Below are 20,552 nucleotides of genomic sequence, written 5' to 3'. Positions count from 1 at the left end.
TCAAACGCCGGACGGGCTGAAATCAGCCCCTCGGCCTCAGCGGATCGGACGGTGGACGTTCTCCCTCGTGCTCGCCCCCGGGGTCGCGTCCGCGATCCACGGGCCGTCGCCGCTGGGGTCGATGACACCCTGTTCCAGCCAGGTGTACGTACCGGAGAGGACGCCCTTGACCACCCGACGGTCCTGGTCGTCCGTGTTGGTCCACAGCCGGCCGAAGAGTTCGTCGACGCGGATGCGGGCCTGGCGGCAGAAGGTGTCGGCGAGCTGGTAGGCCTCACGGCCGTGCCCCTCGGTGGTGCGCAGGAGTTCGGCCCGCACACAGGCCGCGCTCATCGCGAACAGCTCCGCGCCGATGTCGACGATCCGCCCGAGGAAGCCCTGCTTGGTCTCCATCCGCCCCTGCCACCGGGACATGGCGTAGAACGTGGAGCGGGCCAGCTTGCGGGCCGAGCGCTCGACGTAGCGCAGATGAGCCGCGAGGTCCGCGTGCCCCGCCGGATGGAAGTCGGCGTACGTACGCGGGAGTTGACCGGGCCCCGCGACGAGCTTGGGCAGCCAGCGGGCGTAGAAGGCACCGGCGGCGGCTCCCGCGCGGGCCTTGTCGGAGAGGGTCTTCTCGGGGTCGATGAGATCCCCGGCGACCTTCAGATGGGCGTCGACGGCCTCGCGGGCGATCAGCAGGTGCATGATCTCCGTGGAGCCCTCGAAGATGCGGTTGATGCGCAGGTCGCGCAGGATCTGCTCGGCGGGTACGGCCCGTTCGCCGCGGGCGGCGAGGGACTCGGCGGTCTCGAAGCCGCGGCCGCCGCGGATCTGCACCAGCTCGTCGGCCATCAGACAGGCCATCTCGGAGCCGTACAGCTTGGCGAGGGCGGCCTCGATGCGGATGTCGTTGCGGTCCTCGTCGGCCATCTGCGAGGACAGGTCGAGGACGGCCTCCAGGGCGAAGGTGGTCGCGGCGATGAAGGAGATCTTCGAGCCGACGGCCTCGTGGTACGCGACGGGCTTGCCCCACTGCTCTCGCGCGGCCGACCACTCGCGGGCGATCTTCAGGCACCACTTGCCCGCGCCGACGCACATCGCGGGCAGCGAGAGGCGGCCGGTGTTGAGGGTGGTGAGGGCGATCTTCAGGCCCGCGCCCTCGGGGCCGATGCGGTTGGCGGCGGGGACGCGCACCTGGTGGAAGCGGGTGACGCCGTTCTCCAGGCCGCGCAGGCCCATGAACGCGTTGCGGTTCTCGACGGTCACGCCCTCGGACGCGGCCTCGACGACGAAGGCCGTGATCCCGCCCTTGTGCCCCTCGGACTTCGGCACCCGCGCCATCACCACGAGCAGATCGGCGACCACGCCGTTGGTGGTCCACAGCTTCACGCCGTCCAGGACGTAGCTATCGCCGTCGGGGACGGCGGAGGTGGCGAGCCGGGCCGGGTCGGAGCCCACGTCCGGCTCGGTGAGCAGGAACGCGGAGATGTCCGTGCGGGCGCAGCGCGGCAGGAACGCGTCCCGCTGCTCCTGCGTGCCGAACAGCTTCAGGGGCTGCGGTACGCCGATCGACTGATGGGCGGAGAGCAGCGCGCCGATCGCGGGGTTGGCGGAGCCGACGAGCGCGAGCGCCTTGTTGTAGTACACCTGCGTGAGGCCGAGGCCGCCGTACTTGGTGTCGATCTTCATGCCGAGCGCGCCGAGTTCCTTGAGGCCGTTGACGACCTCGTCCGGGATCTGCGCCTCGCGCTCGATGCGGGCCGAGTCGATCTTCGTCTCGCAGAAGTCGCGCAGCTTGGCGAGGAACTCCTCGCCGCGCTGGACCGCCTCGTCGGCGGGCAGCGGGTGCGGGTGGATCAGGTCGAGGCGGAAGCGGCCCAGGAACAGTTCCTTGGCGAAGCTGGGCTTGCGCCAGTCCTGCTCGCGGGCGGCCTCGGCGACCTGCCTTGCCTCACGTTCGGAAACCTTGGGCTCTGTGGAGTGTGGTGCGGACAAGAGGCTCACCTCGCCGCGAGTCGGGGTCGGGGTCGGGACCGATCTTGGACCGGGCAGAACCGGATCAGAACTGGATCAGAAACGGATCAGAAACGGATCATGGTTACTCACCGGTGCTACTCGATCGTTCGTACCCGATTCCCGGCATTCCCACCAGCCCTCGCGCAGCGAACGCGCGAGAACGGCCGGAGCCCCCGCACAGCGGGCTCCGGCCGTTCTCCGGGTGGGACGGGTGGGACGGGTGCCTACAGCTCGATCCCCGTCAGGACCATCACGCGCTCGTACGTGTAGTCGTCCATGGCGAAGCGGACGCCCTCGCGGCCGACGCCGGACTGCTTCACGCCGCCGTAGGGCATCTGGTCGGCGCGGTAGGAGGGCGCGTCGCCGATGACGACGCCGCCGACCTCGAGGGCGCGGTGGGCGCGGAAGGCGGTCTGCAGGTCGTGGGTGAACACGCCCGCCTGGAGGCCGTACTTGGAGTCGTTGACGGCGTCGTACGCGGCCTGCTCGCCATCGACCTTCGTCACCGTCATGACGGGGCCGAAGACCTCCTCGCAGGCGATCGTGACGTCGGCCGGCACGTCGGCGAGGACGGTCGGCGCGTACGTGGCGCCGTCGCGCTTGCCGCCGGTCAGGAGCTGGGCGCCGGCCTCCACGGCCTCGTCGACCCAGGACTCCACGCGCTTGGCCGCGTCCTCGTTGACCAGCGGGCCGACGTCGGTCTTCGGGTCGGACGGGTCGCCGGTGACCTGGCCCTCGACCGCCTCGACGATCTTCGGGAGCAGCCGGTCGTACACGGACGCGTCCGCGATCACCCGCTGCACGGAGATGCAGGACTGGCCGCCCTGGTAGTTGGAGAAGGTCGCGACGCGCGCGGCGACCCAGTCCAGGTCGGCCTCGGAGGAGAAGTCGCCGAGGACGACGGCCGCGCCGTTGCCGCCGAGCTCCAGGGTGCAGTGCTTGCGCGGCACCGAGTCCATGATCGCGTAGCCGACCTTCTCGGAGCCGGTGAAGGAGACGACCGGGAGCCGCTCGTCCTGCACGAGCGCGGGCATCTTGTCGTTCGCGACCGGGAGCACCGACCACGAGCCCGCGGGCAGCTCGGTCTCGGCGAGCAGCTCGCCGATGAGGAGTCCGCTGAGCGGGGTCGCCGGGGCGGGCTTCAGGATGATCGGCGTGCCGACGGCGATCGCCGGGGCGACCTTGTGGGCGCACAGGTTCAGCGGGAAGTTGAACGGCGCGATGCCGAGGACGACGCCCTTGGAGAAGCGGCGCGTGAAGGCGAGCCGGCCCTGGCCGCCGGCGTCGGTGTCCAGGCGCTGGGCCTCGCCGCCGTTGAAGCGGCGGGCCTCCTCGGCGGCGAAGCGGAACACGGAGACGGCGCGGCCGACCTCGCCGCGCGCCCACTTGATCGGCTTGCCGTTCTCGGCGGAGATGAGCTGCGCGATCTCCTCGGTGCGCTCGACGAGGCGGCGGCTCACGTGGTCGAGGGCGGCGGCGCGGACGTGCGCCGGGGTCGCGGCGAACTCGTCGCGCACGGCGTAGGCGGCCGCGACGGCCTCCTCCACCTGCGCGTCGGTGGGCACGGCCGCCTTGCCGACGAGGCGCCCGTCCCAGGGCGAGGTGACGTCGAGGGTGGTCTCACCGGTGGTCTGGCGACCGGCGAGCCAGAAGGCGTGGATGGAAGTCATGAGAATCCCGGCCCTTCCGCGGAGGTTCGTTCGTCTTCGGGTGTACGGGGTCCACCGTAGGGGTGGAGGTTTCTGTGGGGGGTTGTCCGAGTCGGCGTAGTGGGGTTCCTCGGCGCACCGTTCTGGCAGGGCTCCAGCTGGGGCTCCGCCCGAGCGGGGTCTGGGGCGGAGCCCCAGGAGGGGCGGGCGGGTGGGAGAAGCCCGTCCGGCGTCTGAGGACGAGGCCGGAGGCCGATCGGCGGCGGCTGTCCCACCCGCACGGGACGTCCGCCAGGGCCCCCGGCCTACTCCCCCGCCGCCGACGTCGCCTTCAGTGACAGCCACAGCTCCATCCGGACGTCCGGGTCGTCCAGGGAGCGCCCGAGGATCTCCTCGACCCGCCGCATCCGGTACCGCAGCGTGTGCCGATGCACCCCGAGGTCAGCGGCAGCGGCATCCCACTGCCCGTGCCGCGACAACCACGCCCGCAGTGAGGCGACCAGATCCCCCCGCCCGGTGGCGTCATGCTCGCGCAGCGCCCGCAGCAGCCCGTCCGCGAACGCCCGCACCGCGTCGTCCGCGAGCAACGGAAGCACCGACCCCGCGGCCAGCTCCTCGTGCTCCACGAGGCACCGCCCACGCCGCCGGGCGACGGACAGCGCCTGCTCGGCCTGCTTGTAGGCGGGCGCGGCGGCGATGGGCCCGGCGGGCGCCGAGAGTCCCATGAGCGGCCCGGGCTCCTCGGCAGACTCGCGCCCCTCGGCCCGGTCGGCGTCGAGGAGCGCCGCGTACTCGACGGTGGCGAGATGCGCGGCCCCGCCGTCGGCGACGAGGAGGACGAGCCGCTCCCCGTACGGCACGACGAGCAGCGCCTCGCCGAAGCGCGCCGCGGCCGACTCGACGGCGTCGACCAGCTCCGTCGACCAGGCGCCCTCGGCCGCCCCGGCTCCTTCGCCCGCGGCCTCCGCGGGCCCGGCCACCTCGGCGACGACCAGCCGGAAGGGCGCGTCGAGCAGCCCGCCGTACAGGTCACCGGCGACCGCGCGGGCGTGGTCGGGCTCCCCGGCGAGCAGCATCCGCAGCACGGCGGAGCCGATCCTGGCCTCAGCGGCCTGGAGGGAGCGGGACCGCTCGGTGGTGAGGGTGAGGAGGGCGATCGCGGAGTGCACGGCGTACCGCTCGGCGGTCCCGAGGGTGGAGGCCGTGCCGACGGCGAGCGCGGCCCGCGGCCGCCGCCCGGTGCCGAGGGTGTGCAGCTCGACCCGGTCGTCGGCGCCGGCCACGACGAGGCTGGCGGGCGCGGGCCGCTCCCGGAGCCGCTCGACGTCGGGGGTGAGCCGGGCGGCGCGCCGGGCGGCCCACTCGGGCGCGGTGGCGACGACGGCGCCCGAGGCGTCGTACAGCGCGGCCCAGCCGTCGACCTGTCCGGCGAGCGCGCCGAGCAGGCCCTGCGCGCCGTCGCCGAGCGCCTGCTTGGTCAGCTCGCGCTGGGCGGCGAAGCCCGCGGTGACGGCGCGGTACTGGTCGGCGGCGATGGCGGCGGAGACGGCCTTGCTGATGGCGAGGAACGGGGTGCGGCGCGGCACCTCGATGAGGGGCAGGTCCTCCGCCCGCGCCGCCTCGACCAGCGCCTCGGGGATGTCGGGGTAGTTCACGCCGACCGCGAAGCCGAGACCGACGACGCCCGCGCCGACGAGCCGCTTCACGTAGCGCCGCATGGTGTCCGGGTCCTCCGCGTCCAGTTGGAGCGCGGTGATCAGGAGCAGCTCGCCGCCTTCCATGTACGGCACGGGGTCGGCGAGCTCGCTGACGTGCGCCCAGCGCACGGGGGTGTCCAGGCGGTCCTCGCCCGCGCGCACGGTGAGCTTGAGCGCGGAGTGGTGGACGAGCGAGGCGAGCGTGGGCGGCATGGGACCTTCAGGTCGTACGGCGGCGGAGTCCGGTCGGCGGGACCGGGGGCGGGTGCGGTGCGGGTGCTGGGGTCGGGTGCGGTGCGGAGGCGGGTGCTGCGGTCGGTGCGGTGCGGAGCGGAGGGGGATGCTGCGGGTCGGGCGCGGTGGGGGCTAGCGCTGCGGTCGGGTGCGACTGCGGCTGGGGGTGTTGTGCGGGCGGGTGCCGGTGAGCCGTACGGCGGGCCGGGCCGCCGGGGGCTCACCAGTTGATCTTTTGGCCGTCGCGTATGACGGCTGCTGTCGATTCTGCCTCACCGTACGGTCGCCCCGGGCAGCTTGCGGGCTATAGACGGCGCCCTTTCGCGCACGCCGCAGGAGTGCACGCACCTCCGCACGCCCCCGCGTCGCGCCGCGTCCGCGCCGGGGTGGGCGCCCCCGTCGGTTCCCCAGAAGGGGGCGGCGCCGAGGACCGCCAAAAGCGTCGGCACGACAGCCCGCAGCCCGCAGCGGCAACGCCCCCCGGGCCCGGGGTCACCCTGGTCCAACAGTCTCGGGATGGGGGGTCCCCTGCTCAAGCGGAGCCGAGAGCTTGGGGGACGGCGGAGGCAGCCCCCAGACCCTGCGGGCGCAAGCCATTCACCCCCGCAGATCCACCAGCAACGGCGGCGCGTGCTCCCCCCGTACATCCGTCAGCGACAGCACCGCGTGCCCCGGCGGCACCGCGTGGGCCAGCTCCGACGCCGACCAGCGCTCGCGCTCGACCTGCCGGACGGTGACCGCACGGGCGGTGGGAGCCTGGCCGGTGATCACGCGGCGCAGGACGTGGACGGCCTTCCCCGCGGGCGTCTCGGCGATGATCTGACGGTCGGTGACGTCCCGCGCCTCCGTCCACTCCTTGCCCCAGACCTCCGCGAAGTCCTGCCCGTCCCAGGGGGTGAGCCCGGACAGGGCCATGCGGCAGCCGACGGCGCCGAGCAGGGGCGTGCGCAGCGGCCGCGGCGCGTCGTCGAGCGTACGGAGCGTCATGACGACCCCCGCGTTCGCGGACCGCAGCCGCTGGATGCGGCGCACCGCCTCGGGCGTCACCGTGCCGGTGGCGTCGTCGAGGACCAGGCAGGCGAACAGGGAGCGGTCGTCGCGTACCGCTGCGGACGCGGTGAACTGCGCGAGCACGAGCCGCGCCAGGATCCGTGAGGCGTCCGCGTGCCCGCGCTCGGGCAGGTCGATGCGGACCCGCACCGGATGGTCGAGGGCGCGCAGCGAGAAGGGCGTGGTCTGCCCGGAGGTGTCGAAGAACGCGGCGAACGCGGGCCGGTCGAGCAGCGCGATGCGGTCGGCGAGGATCGCGCCGGGGTCGCCGGGGTGCCCCAGCTGCCGCTCGCGGGCGTCGAGTTCCCGCAGCATGACCTCCTGCCCGGCGTCCTGGAGGGCCTTGCGGAGCGCGTCCAGGTGGCCGGGCACGCCGTCGAGCAGGGCCCGCAGCTCCGGTACGCCGGGGAACCGGCCGTGGACCGCGTGGAACGGGCCGAGGAGCTGGGCGAGGACGGTGGTCGAGCGGCGGCTGTCGGCCCCGGGGTGCGGGTCGACGAGGTCGCCGACGAGGGCCTCGGCGAGCACGGCGGCGGCCTCGTCGGGGTCGGTCGTACCGCCGTAGAGGTCGAGGTCGTACACGGAGTCCGGGTGGCCGACGCGCACCACCACGTCGTAGTCGTCACCGGGTCCGAGCCCCGCGCCCGCCGCGCCCACGACGACGACGGCGGCGCGCCCGGCGAGGGCCTGCAGGCACAGCGCCTCGGCGAGCGGCCACACGACGGTGCCGGTCTTGCCGGACCCGGCGGGACCGACGGCGAGCAGGGAGGTGCCGATCAGGTCGGGGCCGAGCGCGAGGCCCGCGCCCCGGTAGGCGTACGGGTTGCGGGGGTCGTCCACCGTCGTGCCGATGCGGACCTGCGCGGTGGCGAGGTCGTGGCGGGCGGCCCGTGCGGGCAGGTCGCGGTCGCCGGAGGGGTGCGGGCAGGCGGCGGCGCCGTCGCGGACGACGGCGTCGGTGAAGGTCGCGAGCGGGCTGTTGCCGGAGCGCACGGAGCGCCAGGCGCGGGCGATGCGGGCGACGTCGATGTCCCGCATGCGGCCCGCGCGGGCGTCGGCGGCGAGCCGGTCGGCGGCGGCCCCGGCGCCGCCCGCGCGGAGCTTCGGCCACTCGGCGGGGTCCTCGCCCGGCGGGGGCGGCGGGGCGGGGGGCTCGGGGCGCTTGAGGCGGGGGACGACGAAGCGGCGCCACACCTCGCCCCAGCGGCCGACGCGGCCGACGGCGATCATGATGCCGAGGGCGATGACGGTGTAGTACGCGTTCCAGACGATGGCGTTGCCGACGCTGTCGCCGGTGTAGATCCAGGCGTCGGGCAGGAACAGCTCCAGCGGGACGACCCACCAGCCGCCCAGGTAGCCGTTCCACAGCAGCGACCAGACGAGCCAGCCCACCAGGAAGGCGATGACCGCGCCGCTGAGGAGCTGCCGGGTGGGGACGACCTCCGGCTCCTGCTCGGGCCGCGGCCGGTGGTCGAACCGCCAGACGCCGGGGAACGCCGCGGGGCGGGGCGTGCGCAGCCAGGCGAGGAACTCCTCGCCCTCGGTGCGGGCCGGTGCGCCCGGGGCGCGGGTGGGGCGGGGCGGGAGGGCGTGCGCGGCGGCGCCTGTACCGGCGGGCGCGGCGCTGCGTCCGGGGTGGCCGCCGCCGGTCCCGGAACGCGCACCGCCGTTCGCGGCGTGCCCACCGCCGGTCCCAGCGTGCCCACCGCCGGTCCCGGCGTGTCCACCACCGGTCCCAGCGTGCCCACCGTTCCCGGCGTGCGACGCGCCACCGCTCCCGGCCCGTCCACCCCCCTGCCCCGCACGCGGCGCCACGCCGTTCCCGGCGCGCCCCGCCTCGCCCGCGGGCCGACCGGCCTCGCTGATGGCGCGCTCGACGTCGCTCGCGCCGCCTTGCGGCGACACGGGTCGCGGCGCCGGACGCGGCACCGGCGTGGCGTGCGTACCGCGAGCGTCGTGCGTGCCGTCGGAAGTCATGGCCCTTGCCCCCTGACCTGCCCTGTCCAGTGGTTCACGGTGGTTCGCGGCTCAATCTAGTGCCCGCGCCCCGCAGTTAGGCGGCGTGCGCGCCGAACACGCCATCGGGTCCGGGTGTCCGCCGGGGGCACGCGGCGGACATATCGGTGCCGCCGACCGCGGCGTGCCCCTGTTCCTGCGACGTACCCCTGTTCACCGGTATGTCCACCACGGACAACCGCCACGCCCAACATCTCCCCCGTGGAGCATGCCCGACCCCCTTGCCCGCCCCTAACCTGCGGAGAAAAGCCAGAAGCGTCCGAAAGACGAGCGCCGCCCGAAGGCGCGCGTCGCACGCGTCCGCACGACCCACCCCCAGGAGCCCCTCATGACCGACCTTCCCCAGGAGCGCCGCGTCGTCACCGCCATCCCCGGGCCGAAGTCCCAGGAGCTGCAGGCCCGCCGTACCGCCGCGGTCGCCGGCGGCGTGGGCTCCGTGCTGCCCGTCTTCGCGGCCCGCGCCGGCGGCGGCATCATCGAGGACGTCGACGGCAACCGCCTGATCGACTTCGGTTCCGGCATCGCCGTGACGAGCGTCGGCGCCTCCGCCGAGGCCGTCGTGCGCCGCGCCTCCGCCCAGCTGCAGGACTTCACCCACACCTGTTTCATGGTCACGCCGTACGAGAGCTACGTCGCCGTGGCCGAGGCCCTGGCCGAGCTGACGCCGGGTGACCACGCCAAGAAGTCCGCCCTGTTCAACTCGGGCGCCGAGGCCGTCGAGAACGCGGTCAAGATCGCCCGTGCGTACACCAAGCGGCAGGCCGTCGTCGTCTTCGACCACGGCTACCACGGCCGCACCAACCTCACGATGGCGCTGACGGCGAAGAACATGCCGTACAAGAACGGCTTCGGCCCGTTCGCGCCCGAGGTCTACCGCGTCCCGGTGGCGTACGGCTACCGCTGGCCGACCGGCGCCGAGAACGCCGGGCCGGAGGCCGCCGCCCAGGCCATCGACCAGATCTCCAAGCAGGTCGGTGCGGAGAACGTCGCCGCGATCATCATCGAGCCGGTGCTCGGCGAGGGCGGCTTCATCGAGCCCGCGGCCGGCTTCCTGCCCGCCATCAGCAAGTTCGCCACCGACAACGGCATCGTGTTCGTCGCGGACGAGATCCAGTCGGGCTTCTGCCGCACCGGCCAGTGGTTCGCGTGCGAGCACGAGGGCGTCGTCCCCGACCTGATCACGACGGCCAAGGGCATCGCGGGCGGCCTGCCGCTCGCCGCCGTCACCGGCCGCGCCGAGATCATGGACGCCGCGCACGCGGGCGGCCTCGGCGGCACCTACGGCGGCAACCCGGTGGCCTGCGCCGCCGCGCTCGGCGCCATCGAGACGATGAAGGAGCTCGACCTCAACGCCAAGGCGAAGAAGATCGAGTCGACGATGAAGGCGCGGCTCGCCGCGATCGCCGAGAAGTACGACATCGTCGGTGACATCCGCGGCCGCGGCGCCATGATCGCGATCGAGCTGGTCAAGGACCGCGCGACCAAGGAGCCCAACCCGGAGGCCGCCGGCGCGCTCGCCAAGGCCTGCCACGCCCAGGGCCTGCTGGTCCTGACCTGCGGCACCTACGGCAACGTGCTGCGCTTCCTGCCGCCGCTGGTGATCGGCGAGGAGCTCCTGAACGAGGGCATGGACATCATCGAGGCCGCGTTCGGCGAGATCTGATCCACGGGGATCGCCCGCTCCGGACTGATCCGTTTCGGCCGGGTACGTCATGACGTGCCCGGCCGGACGCATCCCCGGACACCACCCCGCACCCCCTCCCGGAACGGCGCCGCACGGCGCGTCACCACCCCTGACATGTGCCGACCTCACGCCGTGTGGAAGCTGTGACCAGGGGTGACGGTCAGGGCCTGTGAAGAACGTGTGGGAGGCCCATGTCGGGATACCGTTCCGCCTGTCGGCCCTCTTCCTCCTGACGTACGGTTTCTGCAGATGAGAGAAACACCCCGCCCACGGGTAACCGGGGGCGACACCGGGTCGGAGCCTCCCCAGCCCCGCCCTGGGCGTGCCTTCGCGCGCACACCTGGAGCCTACGGCTCCGGAACTCCTCACCGATCGGATGGCCGCCCGCCCCAAACCCCCCGGGGCGTGCGGCAGCCCGGTCAGCTCGGCCGCCTCGGAACTACCCCCCCTGTTCCGGGGCGGCCGACCACTTGTCTCCTCCTCGGCCTCGCCCTCGGCGTGCTCTTCGCCCTGTTCACCTGGCAGGTCGCCACCGGCGGCCCACTGCGCCGCCTCGACGAGCGCGCGGGCCGCGCCCTGGCCGACGGCCCGCGGCCCAGAGGCCTCGCCGAACTCCTCGCGGACCTGGGCAACATGGCGGTCGCCGTGCCGGTCCTCGCCCTCGCAGCCGCGTACACGGCCTGGCGGACCTCCCGAACCAACGCCGCCGGCGGGCGGGCCCCCCGAACCGACCCCGCCCCCTGGTGGCCACCCCCACTCACCGCCGTCGTCACGATGATGGCCGTCCCCGTCCTCGTGATCCCCCTGAAGCTGGCGGTCAACCGCACCGGCCCACCCGGCATGGAGGGCAACGGCTACTACCCCTCGGGCCACACCGCCACAGCCGCCGTCGCCTACGGCGCGGCCACCCTCCTCCTGCTCCCCCACCTCACCCGCCCCACCACCCGCCGCACCCTGATCCTCACCTGCGCCCTCCTCAACCTCGGCGTCGGCTACGGCCTGATCCACCGCGGCTACCACTGGCCCCTCGACGTCCTCGCGAGCTGGTGCCTGAGCGGCATCCTCCTGCTCGTGATGGCGGTGAGCACGGCACGGTACGGCCGGGGGCCGGCCGACACCGGCGCCCCTCAGCCGAAGTAGCTGTCGAAGTTCCTGGAGAACTCCCAGTTGTTGAAGCGGTCCCAGTTGATGGACCAGGTCATCAGGCCGCGCAGGGTGGGCCACTTGCCGTGGGGGCGGTAGGAGCCGCAGTTGGTGTTCTTCGTCAGGCAGTCCAGGGCCTTGTTGACCTCGGTCGTGGAGACGTGGCCGTTGCCCGCGTTCACCGAGGCGGGCATTCCGATGGCTATCTTCTCCGGGGGCAGCGGCGGGAAGACGTTGGCCGTGTTGCCCTTGACCGGGAAGCCGGTGAGGAGCATGTCGGTCATGGCGATGTGGAAGTCCGCGCCGCCCATCTGGTGGTACTGGTTGTCGAGGCCCATGATCGGGCCCGAGTTGTAGTCCTGGACGTGCAGCAGGGTGAGGTCGTCGCGCAGGGCGTGGATGACCGGGAGGTAGGCGCCCGCGCGCGGGTCGGCGCCCCACTGGCCGGGGCCGTAGTGCTGGTAGCCCAGCTGCACGAAGAACGTCTCCGGGGCCATCGTGAGCGTGAAGCCGGGGCCGTACTTGGCCTTGAGGGTCTTCACCGCCGAGATCAGGTTCACGATCACCGGGGTCGTGGGGTTCTTGAAGTCCGTGTCGTTGGCGTTCAGCGACAGCGAGTGGCCCTCGAAGTCGATGTCCAGGCCGTCGAGGCCGTACTCGTCGATGATCGCGGAGACGGACGAGACGAACGTGTCACGGGCCTGGGTGGTGGTCAGCTGCACCTGGCCGTTCTGGCCGCCGATGGAGATCTGCACCTTCTTGCCCTGGGCCTGCTTGGCCTTGATGGCGGCCTTGAACTCGTCCTCCGTCTCGACGTTCGGGCACTCCGTCTTCGGGCAGAGGCTGAAGCGGATGTCGCCGGACGTGGCCGACGTGGGCTCGCCGAAGGCCAGGTCGATGATGTCCCAGCTGGCCGGGGTGTCCGCGAGGCGCGTGTAGCCGGAGCCGTTGGCGAAGCTGGTGTGCAGATAGCCGACCAGGGCGTGCGCGGGGAGGGCCTCGGCGTCGGCGGGCGTGGCCCTGGTGTCGGCGCGCGCCGGTGTCGTCGGGGGCGCCGAGTCCGCGGCGCTCGGCACGGCGAGCAGGCCGGAAGCCGCGAGCGCGAGTGCTGCCGCCGCGGTGAGGAGTCGAGGTCTGCGCAGGGGTGAGCGGGAGCGTGAGCGGTCCACAACTGCCTCCGCGGGTGGGGGGATTGGAGAGCAGGACGCGCTCAAGATGGTCCAGACCAATGCCGTTGTCAAGGTTGTTGTCAGAACTGCCTCGGGACTGCCTCGGGGCCGTCGCCGGGGCTTCGCGCAGCACCGCCCCTGCCGTGTGCAGGGGGTGTCCAGCGGTGCTGGTGTGGTGTTGGCGGCGCCGACGGAGTCTCAGACCGTGGCTACGACCGCGGCGAAGGGCCGCTCACCCCTCGCCGTCTTCGGCGCTCTCGGCGCCCTCCCCCACCTCACCGGCTCCACCGCCCCGCGCCAGCGACGCCGCCGCCTCGTGCATCGCGAGTTCCAGGAGTGCCGGGTCCACCAGCGTGCCGGAGCCGTCCGGTGGGATCAGCCAGCGCACTCCGCCGGTGGACCTGCCTGGGTAGGGCACGACGATCCAGGTGCCGCGCCCCGCGCCCCGCACCCCCGTGCCCAGCCAGCGCGCGACCGTGCCCGCGGGCACGAAGAAGCCCATGCGGGCGTCGCCGAAGTCGGCCAGCACCGGGCCGGGTTGATCCACGACCCGGGCCAGCACGTCCAGCGTGGGATAGCCCAGGTCACTGGGCAGGATGAGCACGTCCCAGAGCCTCCCGGCCGGGAGCAGGACGACCCCCAGGGGGTTGCGTTCCCACTCCCAGCGGCAGGCGTCCGGATCCGGCGCCACCGACACCAGCCACTCGACCGCCGATTTACTGCCCGAGCCCGTCATGGCGAACCTTCCTCTCGTCGGTCACGCATACGCGTGTCACGAGGAAGAGCGGCCCGGGGCGCGGGCATTACGCCGCTTCCGCTACTGAGTGGTAGTGAAGCGCGTCACGGAGCGGAGCGGCGTACGCCGGTGGATCTCCGGGTCAGCTGTCGAAGCCGAGTCCCATCTTGTCCATCGCGCGCAGCCACACATTGCGGCGCCCGCCGTTCTCGTCGGCCCGGGCGAGGGACCACTTGGTGAGCGCCACGCCGGTCCAGGCGAACGGCTCCGGCGGGAACGGCAGCGGCTTGGAGCGGACCATCTCCAGGCGGGTGCGCTCCGTGCGCTCCCCCGCGAGCAGGTCGAGCATCACCTCGGCGCCGAACCGCGTGGCCCCGACCCCGAGTCCGGTGTATCCGGCGGCGTACGCGACCCGCTCCCCGTACGCCGTGCCGAAGAACGCCGAGAAGCGCGAGCACGTGTCGATCGCGCCGCCCCACGCGTGCGTGAAGCGCACCCCCTCCAGCTGCGGGAAGCAGGTGAAGAAGTGCCCGGCGAGCTTCGCGTACGTCTCGGGGCGGTGGTCGTACTCGGCGCGGACCTTGCCGCCGTAGGGGTAGATGGCGTCGTACCCGCCCCACAGGATGCGGTTGTCGGCGGAGAGCCGGAAGTAGTGGAACTGGTTGGCGGCGTCGCCGAGGCCCTGGCGCCCCCGCCAGCCGATCGCGGCGAGCTGGTCGGGGGTCAGGGGCTCGGTCATGAGGGCGTAGTCGTACACCGGGACCGTGTACGGGCGGACGCGCTTGACCAGGGACGGGAAGACGTTCGTGCCGAGCGCGACCTGGCGGGCGTACACCCGGCCGTAGGGCGTGCGGATCGCCATGCCCGCGCCGGGCGAGGCGAGGTCGAGGGCCGGAGTGTGTTCGTAGATCCGCACGCCGAGGTCGGCGCAGGCGCGCTTGAGGCCCCAGGCGAGCTTCGCCGGGTGCAGCATGGCGACGCCGTCGCGGTCCCAGAGGCCGCCGAGGAACGTGGGCGAGTCGACCTGCGCGCGCAGCGCGTCCGCGTCGAGCATCTCGGCGCTCCCCGCGAGGCCGAGCCCGGCCATCTCCTCGTACACCTCGTGCAGTTCGGCGAGCTGGTGCGGCTGGGTCGCCACGTCGATCTCACCGGTGCGCTCGAAGTCGCAGTCGATGCCGTAGCGGGCGACGGCGGCCTCGATCTCGTCGAGGTTGCGGGCGCCCAGCTCCTCCAACTGCCCGATCTCGTCCGGCCAGCGGGCGAGGCCGTTGGGGAGGCCGTGGGTGAGGGAGGCGGCGCAGAAGCCGCCGTTGCGTCCTGAGGCGGCCCAGCCGATCTCGCGGCCCTCGACGAGGACGACGTCACGGCCGGGGTCGCGCTCCTTGGCGATCAGGGCCGTCCACAGGCCGCTGTAGCCGCCGCCGACGACGAGCAGGTCGCAGCGCTCGTCGCCGACGAGGGCCGGTTCGGGGTCGGGCTTCTTCGGGTCGTCCAGCCAGAACGAGACCGGCTTGGCCTCGGCGAGAGACGTGGTCCAGCGGCGGGTCATGGCGCCAGGGGCCATGATTTCCAACTCCTTTTGGGACTCTTACAGGGATTTCTTGGCGCGGCGCTTTCCGACGAGCATTCCTGCCACCACGAGAAGGACGGCAATCAGGAACATCGCCGTACCGATCACATTGATCTGAACGGGCGTGCCCCGCTGCGCCGATCCCCAGACGAACATGGGGAAGGTCACAGTCGATCCGGCGTTGAAGTTCGTGATGATGAAGTCGTCGAAGGAGAGCGCGAAGGCGAGCAGCGCGCCCGCGGCGATGCCGGGCGCGGCGATCGGCAGGGTGACCCGCAGGAAGGTCTGCACGGGCCCCGCGTAGAGGTCCTGGGCGGCCTGTTCCAGGCGCGGGTCCATGGACATCACGCGTGCCTTCACCGCCGTCACGACGAAGCTCAGGCAGAACATGATGTGCGCGATGAGGACGGTCCAGAAGCCCAGCTGGGCGCCCATGTTGAGGAACAGGGTGAGCAGCGAGGCGGCCATGACGACCTCGGGCATCGCCATCGGCAGGAAGATCAGCGAGTTCACGGCGCCGCGCGCCCGGAAGCGGTAGCGGACGAGCGCGAAGGCGATCATCGTGCCGAGCACGGTCGCGCCGAGCGTGGCCCAGAAGGCGATCTGCAGGCTCAGCGAGAGCGAACCGCACATGTCGGCGACGCCGCAGGGGTCCTTCCAGGCGTCCGTCGAGAACTCCTGCCAGGAGTAGTTGAAGCGGCCCTTCGGTTTGTTGAAGGAGAAGACCGTGACGACGACATTCGGGAGCAGCAGATAGCCGAGTGTGACGAGTCCGGCGATGACGACGAGATTCCGGCGCAGCCAGCGGAAGAAGGCGGAGAAGAAAGACATCAGACGAGATCCTCCGTCCCCGACTTGCGGATGTAGAACGTCACCATGAACAGGATCGCGGCCATCAGGATGAAGGAGAGCGCCGCGGCCGTCGGGTAGTCCAGGATGCGCAGGAACTGCGTCTGGATGACGTTGCCGACCATGCGGGTGTCGGTGGACCCGAGCAGATCGGCGTTCACGTAGTCGCCCGCCGCCGGGATGAAGGTGAGCAGGGTGCCGGAGACGACGCCCGGCATGGACAGCGGGAAGGTCACCTTGCGGAAGGTGGTGGACGGCCGGGCGTAGAGGTCGCCCGCGGCCTCGTGCAGCCTGCCGTCGATGCGCTCCAGGGAGGTGTACAGCGGCAGGATCATGAACGGCAGGAAGTTGTACGTCAGTCCGCAGACCACCGCGAGCGGGGTGGCGAGGACGCGGTCGCCGTCGGTGGCACCGAGCCAGTTGGTGACGTCGAGGAGGTGCAGGTTGTTCAGGGCGCCGACGACCGGGCCGCCGTCAGCCAGGATCGTCTTCCACGCCAGGGTGCGGATGAGGAAGCTGGTGAAGAACGGCGCTATCACCAGGACCAGGATCAGATTGCGCCAGCGGCCCGCGCGGAACGCGATGAGGTAGGCCAGCGGGTAGCCGAGCAGCAGGCACAGGATCGTCGCGGCGCCCGCGTAGATCACCGAGCGCAGGAACTGCGGCCAGTAGTCGCCGAGCGCGTCCCAGTAGGTGGCGAAGTGCCAGGTGACCTTGTAGCCCTCTTCGAGGGAGCCGGTCTGCACGGACGTCGACGCCTGGTAGATCAGCGGCAGCGCGAAGAAGACGAGCAGCCAGAGGATGCCGGGGAGCAGCAGCCAGTAGGGGACGAGACGGCCGCGTTTGCGGGGCTTCGCCGGGGGCGGGGCCTCCTCGGCGGGGGCCGGTGGCTTGGTGAGGGTGCTCACGCGTCCTCCTCGACCTTCTCCACGCCCGCGTCGGCGTCCTGGTCGGCGTCGAGCCCGAAGGTGTGCGCCGGGTTCCAGTGCAGGACCACCTCGGCGCCCGGGACGAGCCGGGTGTCGCGCTCGATGTTCTGCGCGTACACCTCGAAGGCGTCGCAGACGGGGCTGTCGACGACGTACTGCGTGGAGACGCCGATGAAGCTGGAGTCGGCGATGCGGCCGGTGATGCGGTTGCGGCCGTCGGGGATCTCGCCCGCGTCGTCGGCGTGCGCGATCGAGATCTTCTCCGGGCGTACGCCCACCAGGACCGTGCCGCCGGTGGTGGCGGCCGCCGTACATCGCGCCTTGGGCAGGATCAGCTTCCCGCCGCCCGCCTTGAGGAACACGTCGTCGCCGCTGACCTCGGCCACCTCGGCCTCGATGAAGTTGGACGTGCCGAGGAAGTTGGCGACGAAGGTGGTGCGCGGGTTCTCGTACAGGTCGGCGGGGGCGCCCTGCTGCTCGACGCGGCCGCCGTTCATCACGGCGACGGTGTCGGCCATCGTCATGGCCTCCTCCTGGTCGTGCGTGACGTGCACGAAGGTGATGCCGACCTCGGTCTGGATGCGCTTGAGTTCGAGCTGCATCTGGCGGCGCAGCTTCAGGTCGAGGGCGCCGAGGGGCTCGTCGAGGAGCAGCACCTTCGGGTGGTTGATGAGCGCGCGGGCGACGGCGACGCGCTGCTGCTGGCCGCCGGAGAGCTGGTGCGGCTTCTTGCGGGCCTGCTCGCCGAGCTGGACCAGGTCGAGCATCTCGCCGACCTGCTTCTTCACCGACTTGATGCCGCGTCGGCGCAGGCCGAAGGCGACGTTCTCGAAGATGTCGAGGTGCGGGAAGAGGGCGTACGACTGGAAGACCGTGTTCACGGGCCGCTTGTAGGGCGGCAGCGCGGTGACGTCCTGCTCGCCGAGGCGGACGGTGCCGCTGCTGGGCTCCTCCAGGCCGGCGATCATGCGCAGGGTGGTGGTCTTGCCGCAGCCGGAGGCGCCGAGCAGCGCGAAGAAGGAGCCCTGGGGCACGGTGAGGTCGAGCGGGTGCACGGCCGTGAAGGAGCCGTAGGTCTTGCTGATGCCGCTGAGGCGGACGTCGCCGCTGTGCTCTGTGGCTTCGTTGGCAGTCGTCATGTTGGCGTCCAGAGGAGGTCGAGGAGGTTCCAGAGGGAATTTCCGGAGGAGGTTCCAGAGGGTTGCGTCAAGAACCGGTGAGCTTGGCGAACTTCCCCTCGTACGCGGCCTCTTCCTTGGGCGTGAGGGACCGGAAGGCGTGCGACTTCGCGGCCATGGCCTTGTCGGGGATGATCAGCGGGTTCGCCGCGGCCTTGGGGTCGATCTTCGCGAGCTCGTCGCGGACGCCGTCCACGGGGCACACGTAGTTGATGTAGGCGGCGAGGCGGGCGGCGGGTCCTGGCTCGTAGTAGTAGTCGATGAGCCGCTCGGCGTTGCGCTTGTGGCGCGCCTTGTTGGGGACCAGGAGGTTGTCCGTCGAGGTCAGGTAGCCGCTGTCGGGGATGGCGAACTCGATGTCGGGGTTGGAGAGCTTGAGCTGGACGACGTCCCCGGCCCAGGCCACGCACGCGGCGAGGTCGCCCTTGTCGAGGTCGGCGGTGTAGTCGTTGCCGGTGAAGCGGCGGATCTGCTTCCTGTCGACGGCCTTCTGGAGGCGCGCGACGGCCGCGTCGAAGTCGTCGTCGGTGAACTTCGCCGGATCCTTGCCGAGGTCGAGCAGCACCATCCCCATGGAGTCGCGCATCTCGGACAGGAAGCCCACGCGCCCCTTGAGTTTGGGCTCGTCAAGCAGCTGCGACACCGAGGTGATCTTCTCCCCGTCGGTGGCCTTCTTGTTGTACGCGATGACGGTGGAGATGCCGGTCCAGGGGTACGAGTAGGCGCGCCCGGGGTCCCAGTCGGGCGAGCGGAACTGGGCGGACAGGTTGGCGTAGGCGTGCGGCAGCTGGGCCGGGTCGAGCTTCTGCACCCAGCCGAAGCGGATCAGGCGGGCGGCGAGCCAGTCCGTGACGCAGATCAGGTCGCGCCCGGTGTCCTGCCCGGCGGCGAGCTGCGGCTTGATCTTCCCGAAGAACTCGTTGTTGTCGTTGATGTCCTCGGTGTACTTGACCCTGATGCCGGTGCGTTTCGTGAACGCGTCGAGGGTGGGGCGCCGCTCGTCCTTGTCGACGTCCATGTACTCGGTCCAGTTGGAGAAGTTGACGCGCTTGTCCTTCTCTCTGTGCTCGTGGGGCCGGGGGGGGGGGGGGGGGGGGGGCGGCCCCCGCCGGTCACGCGGCGCCCGCTCCCGCGTTCCTGGCTATCGGTCCCCGAAGATCGTGCGGTGCCAGTCCTTCCTGGCCACCGCGGTGTTGTCGAACATGACGTGCTTGATCTGCGTGTACTCCTCGAAGGAGTACGCGGACATGTCCTTGCCGTAGCCGGACGCCTTGTAACCGCCGTGCGGCATCTCGCTGAGGATCGGGATGTGGTCGTTGACCCACACGCAGCCCGCCTTGATCTCGCGGGTGGCACGGTTCGCGCGGAAGACGTCCCGGGTCCAGGCGGAGGCGGCGAGGCCGTAGGGGGTGTCGTTGGCGAGGCGGATGCCGTCGGCGTCGGAGTCGAAGGGCAGCACGACGAGCACCGGGCCGAAGATCTCCGCCTGCACCGCCTCGCTGTCCTGCGCGGCGTCGGCGATGAGGGTGGGCTTGTAGTACGCGCCCGGGTGGTCGAGGGCTTCTCCTCCCGTCACCACGCGCGCGTAGGAGCGGGCCCGGTCGACGAAGCCGGCGACGCGGTCCCGGTGCGTGTGCGAGATGAGCGGGCCGAGGTCGGTGGCCGGGTCGAAGGGGTCGCCGAGCCGCACGGTCGCCATCAGGTCGGCGACGCCCGCGACGAAGGCGTCGTAGAGCGGCCGCTGTACGTACGCGCGCGTGGCGGCCGTGCAGTCCTGGCCGCTGTTGATGAGGGCGCCCGCGACGGCGCCGTGCACGGCGGCCTCCAGGTCGGCGTCGTCGAACACGACGAAGGGCGCCTTGCCGCCGAGCTCCAGGTGGAGCCGCTTGACGGTGGCGGTGGCGACCTCCGCGACGCGCTTGCCGACGCCGGTCGAGCCGGTGAAGGACGTCATGACGACGTCGGGGTGGCCGACGAGGTGCTCACCGGCGTCTCGGCCCGCCCCCGTGACGATGTTGACGACACCGTCGGGGATCCCGGCGGCGGTGGCGGCCTGCGCGAACATCAGCGAGGTGAACGGCGTCAGCTCGGACGGCTTCAGGACGATGGTGTTGCCTGCCGCGATGGCCGGGAGGACCTTCCAGGCGGCCATCTGGAGCGGGTAGTTCCAGGGCGCGATGGAGCCGACGACACCGATCGGCTCCCTGCGGACGTACGAGGTGTGGTCGCCACCGTCGTACTCCCCCGCCGACTGGCCCGCCAGGTGGCGGGCCGCGCCCGCGAAGAAGGCGGTGTTGTCGATCGTGCCCGGTACGTCGAACTCGCGGCTCAGCTTGATCGGCTTGCCGCACTGGAGGGACTCGGCCTGCGCGAGGTCCTCGGCCCGGGCGGACAGCTCGGCGGCGAAGCGGTGCATGGCGTCGGAGCGCTCGCCGGGGCTCGCGGCCGACCAGCCGGTGTACGCGTCCGCGGCGGCGGCGACGGCGTCGTCCACGTCCTTGGCGCCCGCGAGCTCGTAGCTGAGGACCTCGTCGCCCGTGGCCGGATCGACCACCGCGTGGGTGCGGCCCGAGGTGCCCTGGGTGAGGCGTCCCGCGATGTACTGGGCGCCGTCCGCGAACCGGTCCCGCGCCTGGAATGTGTGCATGAC

12 protein-coding genes and 2 pseudogenes are annotated in these 20,552 nt (G+C 72.0%); 2 read left to right on the top strand and 12 right to left on the bottom strand.

The features are described 5' to 3' along the window. Positions 1–36 precede the first annotated feature (36 nt). The 4 genes from OO63_RS16720 to OO63_RS16705 all read right to left on the bottom strand — a co-directional run bounded on the left by OO63_RS16720 (position 37) and on the right by OO63_RS16705 (position 8,605). The gene (locus OO63_RS16720; protein ID WP_078619179.1) at positions 37–1,986 is read right to left on the bottom strand and encodes an acyl-CoA dehydrogenase family protein; all 1,950 of its coding nucleotides are present in this window, start codon (positions 1,984–1,986) and stop codon (positions 37–39) included. 236 nt (positions 1,987–2,222) lie between these two features. After that, positions 2,223–3,668, bottom strand: coding sequence for an aldehyde dehydrogenase family protein (locus OO63_RS16715; RefSeq protein ID WP_030362032.1), 1,446 nt, complete (start codon positions 3,666–3,668; stop codon positions 2,223–2,225). 284 nt (positions 3,669–3,952) lie between these two features. Beyond that, on the bottom strand, positions 3,953–5,557 hold the full coding sequence (locus OO63_RS16710; protein WP_030362031.1) for a PucR family transcriptional regulator: 1,605 nt from the start codon (positions 5,555–5,557) through the stop codon (positions 3,953–3,955). Positions 5,558–6,175: 618 nt separating this feature from the next. Next, positions 6,176–8,605 (bottom strand): ATP-binding protein, encoded by a 2,430-nt coding sequence (locus OO63_RS16705; RefSeq protein WP_234311371.1) that lies wholly within the window; start codon positions 8,603–8,605, stop codon positions 6,176–6,178. Positions 8,606–8,972: 367 nt separating this feature from the next. Between OO63_RS16705 and gabT the strand changes: the two genes are divergently transcribed. Together gabT and OO63_RS41470 are read left to right on the top strand one after the other, a co-directional pair. Continuing rightward, positions 8,973–10,307 (top strand): 4-aminobutyrate--2-oxoglutarate transaminase, encoded by a 1,335-nt coding sequence (gabT, locus tag OO63_RS16700; protein WP_030362029.1) that lies wholly within the window; start codon positions 8,973–8,975, stop codon positions 10,305–10,307. A gap of 426 nt (positions 10,308–10,733) precedes the next feature. Further along, positions 10,734–11,468 (top strand): phosphatase PAP2 family protein, encoded by a 735-nt coding sequence (locus OO63_RS41470; protein ID WP_346009329.1) that lies wholly within the window; start codon positions 10,734–10,736, stop codon positions 11,466–11,468. Here the strand turns inward: OO63_RS41470 and OO63_RS16690 are convergent. The 8 genes and pseudogenes from OO63_RS16690 to OO63_RS16655 all read right to left on the bottom strand — a co-directional run. Next, positions 11,456–12,550: pseudogene (locus OO63_RS16690) on the bottom strand (chitinase); the annotation flags it as partial. The gene OO63_RS41470 and the pseudogene OO63_RS16690 overlap by 13 nt on opposite strands. A gap of 322 nt (positions 12,551–12,872) precedes the next feature. Next, positions 12,873–13,376, bottom strand: coding sequence for a hypothetical protein (locus OO63_RS16685; RefSeq protein WP_033264183.1), 504 nt, complete (start codon positions 13,374–13,376; stop codon positions 12,873–12,875). Between the two features lie 142 nt (positions 13,377–13,518). After that, on the bottom strand, positions 13,519–14,940 hold the full coding sequence (locus tag OO63_RS16680) for an NAD(P)/FAD-dependent oxidoreductase (protein ID WP_030362026.1): 1,422 nt from the start codon (positions 14,938–14,940) through the stop codon (positions 13,519–13,521). Positions 14,941–14,964: 24 nt separating this feature from the next. Beyond that, on the bottom strand, positions 14,965–15,777 hold the full coding sequence (locus OO63_RS16675; protein ID WP_030362025.1) for an ABC transporter permease: 813 nt from the start codon (positions 15,775–15,777) through the stop codon (positions 14,965–14,967). Continuing rightward, the gene (locus OO63_RS16670; protein WP_030362024.1) at positions 15,777–16,703 is read right to left on the bottom strand and encodes an ABC transporter permease; all 927 of its coding nucleotides are present in this window, start codon (positions 16,701–16,703) and stop codon (positions 15,777–15,779) included. The genes OO63_RS16675 and OO63_RS16670 overlap by 1 nt, the downstream gene beginning before the upstream one ends. Continuing rightward, a complete protein-coding gene (locus tag OO63_RS16665; protein ID WP_030362023.1) occupies positions 16,700–17,863 on the bottom strand; it encodes an ABC transporter ATP-binding protein in 1,164 nt (387 codons plus the stop codon). The genes OO63_RS16670 and OO63_RS16665 overlap by 4 nt, the downstream gene beginning before the upstream one ends. Positions 17,864–17,930: 67 nt before the next feature. Then, positions 17,931–18,959 (bottom strand): annotated as a pseudogene (locus OO63_RS16660) (polyamine ABC transporter substrate-binding protein); the annotation flags it as partial. A gap of 84 nt (positions 18,960–19,043) precedes the next feature. Beyond that, on the bottom strand, positions 19,044–20,549 hold the full coding sequence (locus tag OO63_RS16655) for a gamma-aminobutyraldehyde dehydrogenase (RefSeq protein ID WP_030362021.1): 1,506 nt from the start codon (positions 20,547–20,549) through the stop codon (positions 19,044–19,046). Positions 20,550–20,552: the final 3 nt, after the last annotated feature.

Origin of the sequence: Streptomyces alboflavus (genome assembly GCF_000716675.1) — a bacterium.
In the GTDB taxonomy this organism is placed as follows: domain Bacteria; phylum Actinomycetota; class Actinomycetes; order Streptomycetales; family Streptomycetaceae; genus Streptomyces; species Streptomyces alboflavus.
This window is presented reverse-complemented; position numbering and strand designations above follow the sequence as displayed.

What these genes read in the sequence shown, in the direction of transcription:
- OO63_RS16715 (WP_030362032.1), bottom strand. Translation starts at nt 3,668, where the DNA reads ATGACTTCCATCCACGCCTTCTGGCTCGCCGGTCGCCAGACCACCGGT.
- OO63_RS16710 (WP_030362031.1), bottom strand. Translation starts at nt 5,557, where the DNA reads ATGCCGCCCACGCTCGCCTCGCTCGTCCACCACTCCGCGCTCAAGCTC.
- OO63_RS16705 (WP_234311371.1), bottom strand. Translation starts at nt 8,605, where the DNA reads ATGACTTCCGACGGCACGCACGACGCTCGCGGTACGCACGCCACGCCG.
- gabT (WP_030362029.1), top strand. Translation starts at nt 8,973, where the DNA reads ATGACCGACCTTCCCCAGGAGCGCCGCGTCGTCACCGCCATCCCCGGG.
- OO63_RS16685 (WP_033264183.1), bottom strand. Translation starts at nt 13,376, where the DNA reads ATGACGGGCTCGGGCAGTAAATCGGCGGTCGAGTGGCTGGTGTCGGTG.
- OO63_RS16680 (WP_030362026.1), bottom strand. Translation starts at nt 14,940, where the DNA reads ATGGCCCCTGGCGCCATGACCCGCCGCTGGACCACGTCTCTCGCCGAG.
- OO63_RS16675 (WP_030362025.1), bottom strand. Translation starts at nt 15,777, where the DNA reads ATGTCTTTCTTCTCCGCCTTCTTCCGCTGGCTGCGCCGGAATCTCGTC.
- OO63_RS16665 (WP_030362023.1), bottom strand. Translation starts at nt 17,863, where the DNA reads ATGACGACTGCCAACGAAGCCACAGAGCACAGCGGCGACGTCCGCCTC.
- OO63_RS16655 (WP_030362021.1), bottom strand. Translation starts at nt 20,549, where the DNA reads ATGCACACATTCCAGGCGCGGGACCGGTTCGCGGACGGCGCCCAGTAC.